The following is an 11,521-nucleotide window of genomic DNA, read 5'->3' on the forward strand; positions in this document are numbered from 1 at the left end:
CCATTCACTCATTTACCGCCTCTAAAAGAATGAACCGAATGTAAATTCCACCTTGCTTGCTGATTCCCCTGCCCTTTTATCCAGATTATAACCCCACTCTATCCTGATAGGCCCTATTGGTGATATCCACCGTATGCCCGCACCTGTGGTATATCTGAGATCGCTGCCCAATGCCTCGCCTTTATCATATGCCCTACCTGCGTCGAAAAATACGAGACCTTTGAACTTTAATTCCGACACAATCGGAAATATGTACTCTGCGTTGAATACCAATTGCTTTTCTCCACCTATTACCTCTCCATTTGGGTCTTTTGGACCTGCATCACCGTATCCGAGACCGCGGACAGTGTAGATGCCGCCAACATAATATCTCTCATAAAGTGGAAGTTTTTTGCCGAACAAAGCACTTGCATACCCTGCCCTTGCACGCAGGTGCACGGTAGTCACATCAAATACGGGGAAGTACCAGCCAGAATCCAGAAGCCCTTTGAGGAAGGCGTTTGTTCCGCCTAAACCGGCAAAGGTCAGGGATACTGCATTTTTGGAGCCTTTTAATGGGTCGAGATGATTATCCCTTGTGTCCCTTCCAACAGATGTAGTTATGCTGCTCGTTGATTGTGTGCCTTCCTGATCTTTTATTCTTGTGGATGCATCGGGCCTTACATTAAATATCTTTGTCTTTTCATAGTTGTAGGATACGGATGCGCCCCAGTATTCCCAGAAACTCTTTCCGAAAGATACCTCAAAACCCGTAGAGTTTCTCTCGAAGTTACCGTGCTTTCTCGATGTCTTATAGATGCTTGTGCCAAAGGATATGGGCTTGTCCATGAACCACGGGTCTCTGAAAGAGAGTTCATAAAAAGAACTCCTGCCGCCGAGCTCTCCACGGAGCTTTATATACTGCCCTTTACCGAACAGGTTGCCCTGTGTTATGTCCACCATTGCCACGAACATATCTATGGAACTGTAACCGCCACCCACACTCAGAAATCCTGTTGGTTTATCTTTTACTTTTACATCGAGGTCAACGAGTTTTTCCTCTGGTCTTGGTTTCGGTGAAATTTCAACTGCCTCAAAAAACTGGAGGTTATTAAGTCTTTCATAACTTCTCTTCAGGGCAGAGGCATTAAATGTATCGCCCTCATCGAGTCTTATCTCCCTCCGTATTACCTTATCCCGTGTCTTTGTATTGCCTGATATTTCGATCCTTCCTATCCTATATTTATCGCCTTCATCAATTCTGTAAACCACCCTTGTCTCTTTTGTCTCTTCGTTTGGTATGAGGTCAGGGGTAATAACAACAAGGGCATATCCATTGTTTGAGTACTGGTCTGTAATTGCAGATACATCTTTACGTAATATTTCTTTATTGAAGATAGTCTTTGGAGAAAGTTTTATCAGCTTCCGCAATTCCTCTTCAGAAAATGCCTTGTTGCCTGCAAGCTCTACAGATGAGACCCTGAACCGTTCTCCCTCGGCAACCTGTATTGTAATCCTCATTCCTTTCTTATCGTCTGTAAGCTGGATCTTCGGTTCTCCGACGGTAACCTTTATATATCCATTGTTGTAATAAAGGTCTTTAATTCTTTCCAGATCAGCCTTCATTTCATCTTTTTTATAATATCCTCCGCCTAAAATAAATGAGAACAAACCCCTTTCGCTTGTCTTCATCGCACCTTTGATCTTGCCGGCAGAGAGTGCTTTATTGCCTTCTATTTTTATCTCCTTTATCTTTACCTTTTCGCCTTCCTCTATCTGATATGTTACTGCAACTTCCCCCTCCCCTGCTTTTTTTACAACAGGAACTACCTTGGCAAGATAGTATCCCTCAGCTTCGTAAAATTTCTTCAGTTTTCCTGCATTGTCATTAATCAGGGTTACATCCGATATCGCACCCGGAGTTAATGCGATCTTGTCTTTCAAATCCTCATCTTTGTATTTTTTGTTTCCCTGAAACTCCACCTTTACGATGGTCGGTTTTTCTTTAACAACGAAGATAACCTTTATCCCCCCTTCGAAGGGTTCTATCTCAACCTTCACGTCATCGAAATAACCCATTTTATATATGGTCTTTATGTCCTCCGTGGTCTTTTCCTGGGACAGGGGCTCTCCGATTTTCTGTGACACCTTTGCCTTGATGGAACCTTCCTCGATGCGTTTAAGCCCTTTTACTCCGATGGCTGTTACGATTGGAAGCTCTTCAGCAAAGGATTTGCCGATTATCAGTGCAGTCAGTAATAATATTACAACCGAGGCTACCCCATTCCTCTTCTTCATATATCCTCCACCTTGGAAAAAACTTTCTTGAGGAATCTTTTTATCTTTTAAAAAGCGCTGAAAACAACCGTTCTAATTAAATCGAAGGTTAGTATAACACAATTTATACCAAAAAAAATCCACAAAATATGCTCTATGACCCCCAGTCTGCTATAATAAATAGATTCCCCAAAATTCCCCGGAAAATTCTTTTGGCAAGAGGAGAAGATAATGGCAAAAAACTATGCCATCGGCGTAGACATCGGCGGTACCAATATAAGGGCTGCATTGATTAACAGCAGCGGCGAGGTGGAATCGAAGGCAAAGGAATCAACCGGTAGCAAACCTGTTGAGGTTATTCATAAGCTTATAGATTCCATGTATTCAAGGCATGCAAAGCAGATATGCGGCATAGGGATTGCTGTTGCAGGAATAATCGACAGGGATGCTGGCATTGTCTTGAGGTCGCCTAACATTTCAGGACTTACTGGTGTGAATCTGGAATCAGAGATCAAAAGCCGATATAAGACCTGTGTTGTTATGGAGAATGATGCCAATGCTGCTGCCTATGGAGAAAAGTGCGCAGGGGCTGGAAGGGATTTCAAAGATTTTGTAATCCTCACGCTGGGCACCGGCATCGGCGGCGGCATAGTAATGAACAATAAATTGCTGCCTGTGGCAGCAGAAGCGGGGCACATGAGCATCAAAGCCGATGGGCAGCCGTGTGCCTGCGGCAATGTGGGATGCCTTGAATCCTATGCATCGGCAAGCGCTATTATAGGGAATGCCGTATCCGAGATAGAAAAAGGAAGCAGCAGTATCTTAAAAAGCATGTACAATGGAAACTTTTATAAAATCAATGCCGAAGATATCTATAAAGCCGCCCTTGAGGGAGATCCCCTGTCAAGGAGAGTCCTGAGGGAGGCTGGAAAGAGCCTCGGCATAGGCCTTGCCAATCTGGTAAACATATTAAGCCCAGATGCAATTATTCTTACAGGAGGACTTTTAGGTGCATGGAACATCTATGTTGAAGCAGCAATACAGGAGGCTTCAAAAAGGGCATTGAAAGAACTTTACAACAAGGTAAAAATAATTCCCTCATCTTTAGGGGACAACGCAGGCATTATTGGTGCAGCTAAACTTGTTTTTGAGGAGTGCAGGATTTAATATGTCTAAAAATATAAGAAACTTTTCAATTATCGCCCATATAGACCACGGCAAGTCCACCCTTGCAGACAGGATTCTGGAGCTCACAGGAGCGTTGAGTTCAAGGGAGATGACGGAGCAGGTGCTGGACTCCATGGATCTCGAAAGGGAGAGAGGAATCACGATCAAAGCCCATGCCGTAAGATTGAATTATAATGCGGATGACGGAAATTCTTACATACTGAATCTCATCGATACGCCCGGACATGTTGACTTTTCCTACGAGGTTTCCAGGAGCCTTGCATCATGCGAGGGAAGTCTTTTAGTAGTCGATGCCACACAGGGAGTGGAGGCACAGACCCTTGCTAATACGTATCTTGCTGTTGAGCATAACCATGAGATAATCCCTGTCATTAACAAAATAGACCTGCCCGGCGCAGAGCCTGAAAGGGTTAAAGGTCAGATAGAAGATGCCATCGGAATAGACTGCTCGGAAGCAATCCTCGCAAGTGCAAAAGAGGGAATAGGCATAAAGGAAATACTCGAGGCTATCGTAAAAAAGGTACCTCCTCCGAAAGGCATCGATGCAAGCCCACTCAGGGCATTGATATTCGATTCATGGTTTGATAATTATCAGGGGGTCATGGTCCTTGTCAGAATATTTGACGGGGTAATACGTCCTGGCATGAAAATAAAATTAATGGCAACAGACAAGGAGTACGAGGTTACAAAGGTTGGTGTATTTACGCCCAAGATGCAGGAGGCATTACAGCTCTCTTCAGGCGAGGTAGGTTATATAATTGCAGGCATAAAGAATGTGGGAGACACAAAAATAGGAGACACGATAACAGATGCAGGCAATCCTGCGGAAAGGCCCTTGCCGGGATACAAAGAGATTAAACCCATGGTTTTTTGCGGTCTTTATCCTATCGAGACGCACCAGTATGAAGACTTAAAGATCTCCCTCGAAAAGCTGAGGCTCAATGATTCATCCTTCAGCTTCGAGCCAGAGACATCGTCTGCCCTCGGATTCGGCTTCAGGTGCGGATTTCTTGGGCTCCTCCACATGGAGATAATAAAGGAGAGGCTCGAAAGGGAGTTCGAGCTCTCGCTTATCAGCACCGCGCCCACGGTTATTTACAGGGTAACTGACATGGCCGGCAAAGAGGTCTATATGGATAACCCGAGCAGCCTTCCCGATAGATACCAGAAGATAGAGGAGCCTTTTGTAAAGGTAACGATCTTCGTACCGCAGACTTACATAGGCCAGATACTTGATCTCTGTCAGGAAAAGCGGGGCATACAAAAGGAATTCAGCTATATAAGCCAGGACAGGATTATGGTCACGTACGAGCTGCCTCTGAACGAAATACTATGGGACTTTTACGACAGGCTTAAGTCTGTCTCAAAGGGTTATGCATCTATGGATTACGAATTCCTCGGATACAGGGAATCCAGCCTCGTCAAGCTCGATATACTGCTTAATGGAGAGCCTGTGGATGCCCTTTCCTTGATTGTGCATAAGGACAAGGCTTATTATAAGGGCAGGCAGATTGCAGAAAAATTGAGAGAGGTTATTCCGAGACAACTCTTCGAGATCGCCATCCAGGCTGCCATAGGCGGGAAGGTTATAGCAAGGGAAAGCGTAAAGGCGCTGAGAAAGAATGTCCTTGCAAAGTGTTACGGCGGAGATATAACAAGGAAGAGGAAGCTTATCGAGAAACAGAAGGAAGGGAAAAAGAGGATGAAGCAGATCGGAAAGGTGGAGATACCACAGGAGGCGTTCCTGTCTGTATTGCAGGTTAAGGAATAATAGGTGAATGGGTGGATGAGAAAATATTTTTAATTCGTAGACCCATTCACTCATATACTCATTTACTTAATTACTCAAAAGAAGAAACATGAAACAGAGTAAATTATGGGAATACACAAAGACCATTGGTACTGCATTAATACTGGCCCTTATTATCAGGACGTATGTTGTTCAGGCATTCAAGATTCCGTCGGGATCGATGCTTCAAACCCTCCTGATTGGAGATCACATTCTTGTAAATAAATTTATATACGGCACAAAGATGCCCTTTTCCGATAACAGGATACTCATTTTTACAAAACCGAAAAGAGGGGATATTGTTGTCTTTAAGTACCCTGAAGACCCGAGCAGGGACTTCATAAAAAGGGTTATTGCAGTTGAAGGCGATATAATTGAGTCAAAGAAGAAAATAATATATGTTAATGGAAATCCAATAAATGAATCCTATGTGCAGCATACTGATAATTCTGCCAATTCTATGCGTACTGGCACTATAGAGCCGAGGGACAACTTTGGCCCCTATCTTGTGCCAAAGAATAAGCTCTTTGTTATGGGAGACAACAGGGATCAGAGCTACGACAGCAGGTACTGGGGCTATGTGGACATGAAGGAAGTAAAAGGCAAGGCGTTTATAATATACTGGTCATGGGATAATATGAAAAAAATGCCGAGATTAGGAAGGATAGGGAAACTGATACATTAATGCCATGTTTACCGGATTGATAATAGAACTTGGCGAAGTGGTCTCTCTTGAGAAAAAGACAGAGAGCGCACGGCTGTCTATAAAGGCTTCCGAGGTTGTAAAAGATGCAGCACCCGGAGACAGCATTGCCATAAACGGTGTTTGTCTTACTGTGGTGAATATGGAAAAGGATATCCTCTCCTTCGATGTTTCCTATGAAACCCTGAAGAACACAAACCTCGGAAATCTCAAGAGGGGCGGCAGGGTTAATCTTGAGCCTTCCCTCAGGCCGAATTCAAAATTAGGCGGGCACTTTGTTGTAGGCCATGTGGAAGATATAGGAAAAATAAGAAGCAAAACTCCATTGGGTAATGCTTTAAGGATCGAGATAGAAGCGCCGGATAATGTATTGAGATATCTTGTTGAGAAAGGCTCTGTTGCAGTTGACGGCATAAGCCTGACAGTCGTGGATGTATTAAAGGATGCATTCAGTGTCGTGATAATTCCTCACACAGCGAAGCTGACGACAATAGGGTTTAAAAATGTTGGAGACACAGTCAATCTCGAGCCGGATATCCTCGGGAAGTATGTGGCAAAGTTCTTGAGTGAGTCAAGAATCAAGAGTCAGGAGTCAGGGGCAAAAGAAAACCCAGAACTTCTGTCAGCACTCAAGAAATCAGGATTTATAGACTAATTACTGGTCACTGGCTATATCCTGATTATATCTCCATCTTTCAGCAACCGCAGGTTTTTTATCTTAAGCCTTTCCAACTCTTTCTTAATGGTCTTGAAGTGCTGTGGTTTTAGATGCGTAATGCATATCTGCTCCGGCATCTGTTTGATCTTTATTAACTCTTCTTTCAATAACTGTGGCGTAAGATGTCCTGTCATTATTGACATATCCCTCATGCCGCTCGGAAAAGAGACCTCGATTATCAGGCAATGAATCTTTTTGTCTCCTATCTTTTTCCACGTGGAATCGGTAGGGCCTGTGTCGCCTGTATAAAAAAATCGTTTATTCTTTGCATCCTCTACCAAGTATCCAACTGCCGGGACAGAATGAGTGACCCTGTATGCTGTAATCTTATAATCATTTATTCTCATTGACTTGCCTGATTTTAGCTCCCTGTATCTCAGCGCAGCATTCTTATAATCCGGTATCATCGTAAAATCGGGCCAGAGGGAATCGTTCAGGAGGTTTTTCTTTATGGTCTTTATCACAGACGGGATACTGATAATGTTTACTCGCTGTTTCCTTTTTGCAACGATTATATTGTCCGCAAGGAATGAGATACCCCTTATGTGGTCGAGGTGTGCATGGGTAATGAATATATCCTTTATCTTTGCTTGAGCATTTTTGTCGAGGACATTGGTAAGGCTGCCTGCATCGAACAATATCTCTTCGTCCAGTAGAAACCCTGGCGGATTATGACCTGGAAACTCTGCGCCGGAACATCCAAGTACTTTTATCCTCATACTGCTATCTCCATTTCTTTATACGCCTTAAAAAAGGCATTGACCACATCAGGGTCGAACTGCGTACCCGCATGTTTTTTTAATTCTTCAAAGGCAGTATCAAGGCTCAGCCCCTTTCTGTAAGGTCTGTCTGTTGTCATTGCATCGAATGTGTCGGCAACAGCAATTATCCTCGCAACAATTGGTGTATCATCACCCTTTATGCCATCCGGATAACCTGAGCCGTCATATTTTTCGTGGTGGTATTTCACACCGGGCACCACGCTCTTTAACTGCCTTATGTGGTTAAGAATCTCTGCCCCGAATACTGTATGCATCATTATTTTCTTAAATTCATCCGATGTCAATTTATCGTTTTTAAGCAGCACATCATCCCTTATGCCGATCTTTCCTATATCATGAAGGATAGCAGAAAGTTTAAGGTTTTCCATTTCTTTTTTTGAGAGCCCTATCATTCTTCCAATAGCAAGGCTGTAATTCATCACCCTCTTGGTGTGTCCTGCTGTGTATGGATCTCTTTTTTCTATGGTCTCTGCAAGGGCATGAATTGTTGCATAAAAGGTTTCCCTCAATTCATCATAAAGCCGTGCGTTTTCTATTGCTACGGCGACCTGATGGGAAAGGCCTGTCAGCAGTTCGAGGTCGCCTGTATTAAAGGACGCGCCCTTTTTATTTATTACCTGAAGCACACCCACAAGTTTGTCTTTTGTTTTTACAGGCACGCATATCATATTTTTGGTTACAAAGCCGCTCTTTTCGTCGGCAGTCTTAAAGAAACGCTGATCGTTTTGGACGTCGTTTATAATCACAGGCTCGTCATGCTCTGCGACCCAACCTGCAATTCCCTGGCCACTTTTAAGGCGTATGGTCTTGACCTTTTCTCCCTTTTCCCCGATGGCCACATCAAAATAGAGATCGCCTGTCTCCTCGTCTAAGAACAGCAGGCTGCCTGCCTCTGTATTTACGAGTTCTGTAGCAGCCTCTATGGCCCTCTTTCTTATCTCCGCAATATCAAGGGATGAATTAATAATGGCAGATAATTCTATTAATGTATTGAGCTGTTTTATCCTCTCAGGACCATCCGTTGTCATAATGGTTAAATTTTAGCATAAATTTTCATAGAATTGACTAATTTTTCCTCTCTAACAAACAAAGACATAAAATGCTCATGCTATGACCACCGGCAAGGGTAATTTTCATTTGCATTTTATAGTGCGGTGTGATATATATAACGATAGATTTAGGTAATGTCAAAAGTTTTATGAAAAAGCACCTTAAAACATGTTGCAATATAAAAGAAACCCTTCCATTTGATGGGGGGAGGGATACACACAAAGTGCCCTTCCATTTGATGGGGGGGAGGGCGAGGATGGGGGTTAGAAGTCTGATAGATATAGCTAAAACACTCAGAAAAAACTCTACGGATACAGAGCGGTATTTATGGGAACATCTCAGGAATAGGCAAGTAGAGGGGTTTACTTTTAACCCCTCACCCTAACCCTCTCCCACAAGGGGAGAGGGGAAATAACTTTTGACAATACTGAGGTTTATTGGAGGATAAATTGTGAAAAAATTAATATTTCTTGTTGGAGTGGTTTTTTTCTTAATTTGCCCCTATTCAGTTTTTGCCGCTGAAGATTTCTTTGGCAGGGGCATTGCTGAATTCAAGGCTGAAAATTACGAAGAGGCGCTTATACTCTTTGAAAGGGCATACAGAGAGAAACCTACGGACCCACAAATAACATCCTATCTCGGTCTTACCCATCGGGAGATACAGAATTACTCAGAGGCTGTAAAATTTTTTAAAGAGACCCTCAAACTTGACCCAAAGGCAGCAGATGTAAAGTTTTTGCTTGCAGATGTTTTGTATGGCATAGGGAGTTATGAAGAGGCATTAACTATTATTGAAGCAGCCATAAACGAAGGCGTCAGGCCTGCACAGTCCAATTATCTAAAAGGCTTGATACTCATCAAATTAAAGAAAAACACAGAGGCAGTTGAGGCATTTAAAAAAGCAAAGGAGCTTGACACTTCACTGACACAGCAGGCAGATTTTCAGATCGCTACAGTCTATGTTCAGAAAAAGGAGTTTAAAAAGGCCAAGGAAGCATTTAAAGGATTAATGACAGTAGACCCAACATCCGATTGGGCATTGTTTTCAAAGGACTATCTTGAGGCAATAGAAAAGATGCCTCCTCCTTACAGACTTATATTAGGTGTTGGCCTTCAGTATGACGACAATGCCCTGGCAAATCCAATAGATGAATCCCTCGTTGATATAACAAAACAGGAAGACTGGAAAAGGCTGTATTCGCTGCTCGGTGAATATACTGTCTATGAAAAGGGGCCATGGAACATGAAGGCATCTTATTCCCTTAATATCACCCAGCATGATAAAAGCGATTACAATAAGAAAAATGGAACAGAAAAGGTCTTCAGTCAGGACACAGTAAGTCATACATTCTCTATAATGCCCTCTTATAACACAGAAACCAGTGTGACAAGCCTCTTGCTTTCTTATAATTATCTTGAAGTCGACTACATTAAGTACAAACAGTCATTTACTATCAGTCCATCATATACATTTATTATCAAGGGCAACAATCTGGGGCAGGTCTTCTTTAAATACAGGAAGGACGAGTTTAATTTTGAATACAATAAAAGGAAATTTGGAGCGTATCTCAACAAGGCAGAGGACAGGGATGCAAGTTATTTTTCATTAGGTGTCGGCTATATCTATACATTTAAAAAAGGCAATGGCCTGTTTAATGTAAGACTGGAGGGAGACATCAATGACGCTGACGGCCCGAACTGGGATTATGCCGGCGTGAAGGTGTCGAGCGGTCTTTTATACCCCTTTATAGACAATAAGTTCAGGGCAAACATCTTTGCAGAGGCATACCGCCAGAATTACTCGAACGTGCATTCTATTTATAAAAAAATCCCGAGGAATACGAGAAAAGACGATAATTACACAGCTCAGGCATCTTTGACTTATACAATCTTAAAGCCGCTGGATATAAGCGTGGGATATACCCATTTGAAGACGCTTTCCAATATAGCTGTCTACGAATACAAGAAAAACCTTTATACATTAAGCCTGGAGTACAGGTTTTAAGGGAGGTAAGCCATGATAAGGATACAGAGTAAAGAACTACTTATTAAAACTTATTGCCTATTGCCCATTGCCTTTTGCCTTTTTTTACTATTCACTATTCACTGTTCACTATTCACTGGCAATGCAGAGGCACAACTTGCTGGCCAAATAGCTGGCAAGATAACAAAGGTGGAAGGCAGGGTGGATATTCTTAGGGCAGGGGCAGTTAAGGCTGAGCCTATAAAAGTGGGAGATGCTGTTAATGTAGGAGATATTTTAAGGACAAAAAGTGATGGAAAGGCAGAGATAACATTTATTGACCAGAGTGTTATGTCTGTTGGTCCAAAATCAAGGCTTGGAGTAGATGAATATCTGTATAAGCCAGAAGGTGAAAAGAGGGCAGCATCGCTAAAGCTTTACAGGGGAAGGATAGGTTTTCAAATTCCAAAGCCTGTTTATCCTGCTGAAGGAAGCAAATTTGAGATGAAGACAAAGACAGCAGTGGCAGGTGTTAGAGGCACAGAGGGAATACTTTACACAGATGGTGTTGAGAGGGTATATGTTAAAGACGGCATAATAGAATATTCCAATCCGCTCGGCTCAGTAATAGTAACACCTGGTAGGGTTGGAGAGATATTTCATGGAGAGGCGCCTGTAAAGAGACCATATAGAGAGAGGGAATATAAGCAGCAGGAAGAAGGCGTGAAACCTACAGTAGCAAAGGATGAAAAAGCACCACCTCCACCGCCACCGACTGATGTGCCGCCTCCTCCGCCTCCAGCAGGTCCTTTGCCCCCACAGCCAGATGGGTTTGCTATGAAGCCTCCGCCTCCGCCTTTGCCCATTACGGATATCACACTTAACAAGACATTTAATGTCTCAGCAAATATACTGGATGGAGCGATACACTGGTTCGGTGTGTCAAGTAGTGGTAGTAGTACTGAGGGAACTGCAGCAGTTATCCAGAGCGGTTCCATATCTGGCACATTCAACCAGACAATCCTTGAAGGCGGATATTATAACTTAAGTATGAACGGCTCATACGCGTGGG

10 protein-coding genes are annotated in these 11,521 nt (G+C 43.0%); 7 read left to right on the top strand and 3 right to left on the bottom strand.

What is annotated here, in order from left to right; all coding sequences use genetic code 11:
- Positions 1–21: 21 nt before the first annotated feature.
- Positions 22–2,277 (bottom strand): outer membrane protein assembly factor BamA, encoded by a 2,256-nt coding sequence (gene bamA, locus V7L97_RS03185; protein ID WP_333653353.1) that lies wholly within the window; start codon positions 2,275–2,277, stop codon positions 22–24.
- Between the two features lie 210 nt (positions 2,278–2,487).
- On the opposite strand from bamA, the gene V7L97_RS03190 reads away from it, so the two are divergent.
- The 4 genes from V7L97_RS03190 (at position 2,488) to V7L97_RS03205 (ending at position 6,591) form a co-directional block, all read left to right on the top strand.
- Positions 2,488–3,423, top strand: coding sequence for an ROK family protein (locus tag V7L97_RS03190; protein ID WP_333653354.1), 936 nt, complete (start codon positions 2,488–2,490; stop codon positions 3,421–3,423).
- 1 nt (position 3,424) lies between these two features.
- Positions 3,425–5,215 (top strand): translation elongation factor 4, encoded by a 1,791-nt coding sequence (gene lepA / locus V7L97_RS03195; RefSeq protein ID WP_333653355.1) that lies wholly within the window; start codon positions 3,425–3,427, stop codon positions 5,213–5,215.
- 88 nt (positions 5,216–5,303) lie between these two features.
- Complete coding sequence (gene lepB / locus V7L97_RS03200) at positions 5,304–5,918, top strand: signal peptidase I (RefSeq protein WP_333653356.1); 615 nt, start codon at positions 5,304–5,306, stop codon at positions 5,916–5,918.
- Between the two features lie 4 nt (positions 5,919–5,922).
- On the top strand, positions 5,923–6,591 hold the full coding sequence (locus tag V7L97_RS03205; RefSeq protein ID WP_333653357.1) for a riboflavin synthase: 669 nt from the start codon (positions 5,923–5,925) through the stop codon (positions 6,589–6,591).
- 14 nt (positions 6,592–6,605) lie between these two features.
- Here the strand turns inward: V7L97_RS03205 and V7L97_RS03210 are convergent, their stop codons facing one another.
- Both V7L97_RS03210 and V7L97_RS03215 read right to left on the bottom strand, forming a co-directional pair.
- Positions 6,606–7,373: a 3',5'-cyclic-nucleotide phosphodiesterase gene (locus V7L97_RS03210; RefSeq protein ID WP_333653358.1), complete on the bottom strand. Its 768-nt coding sequence runs from the start codon at positions 7,371–7,373 to the stop codon at positions 6,606–6,608.
- Complete coding sequence (locus V7L97_RS03215) at positions 7,370–8,464, bottom strand: HD domain-containing phosphohydrolase (RefSeq protein WP_333653359.1); 1,095 nt, start codon at positions 8,462–8,464, stop codon at positions 7,370–7,372. Before V7L97_RS03215 ends, V7L97_RS03210 begins: the two co-directional genes overlap by 4 nt.
- A gap of 278 nt (positions 8,465–8,742) precedes the next feature.
- Between V7L97_RS03215 and V7L97_RS12860 the strand changes: the two genes are divergently transcribed.
- From V7L97_RS12860 to V7L97_RS03225, 3 genes are all read left to right on the top strand, one after another.
- The gene (locus tag V7L97_RS12860) at positions 8,743–8,871 is read left to right on the top strand and encodes a DUF559 domain-containing protein (RefSeq protein ID WP_442891737.1); all 129 of its coding nucleotides are present in this window, start codon (positions 8,743–8,745) and stop codon (positions 8,869–8,871) included.
- A 66-nt stretch (positions 8,872–8,937) separates the two neighbouring features.
- On the top strand, positions 8,938–10,491 hold the full coding sequence (locus tag V7L97_RS03220) for a tetratricopeptide repeat protein (RefSeq protein WP_333653361.1): 1,554 nt from the start codon (positions 8,938–8,940) through the stop codon (positions 10,489–10,491).
- 12 nt (positions 10,492–10,503) lie between these two features.
- A partial coding sequence (locus V7L97_RS03225; protein WP_333653363.1) for a FecR family protein occupies positions 10,504–11,521 on the top strand: 1,018 nt, incomplete at its 3' end.

The sequence above is a fragment of the Dissulfurispira sp. genome (genome assembly GCF_036745535.1).
GTDB lineage: Bacteria > Nitrospirota > Thermodesulfovibrionia > Thermodesulfovibrionales > Dissulfurispiraceae > Dissulfurispira.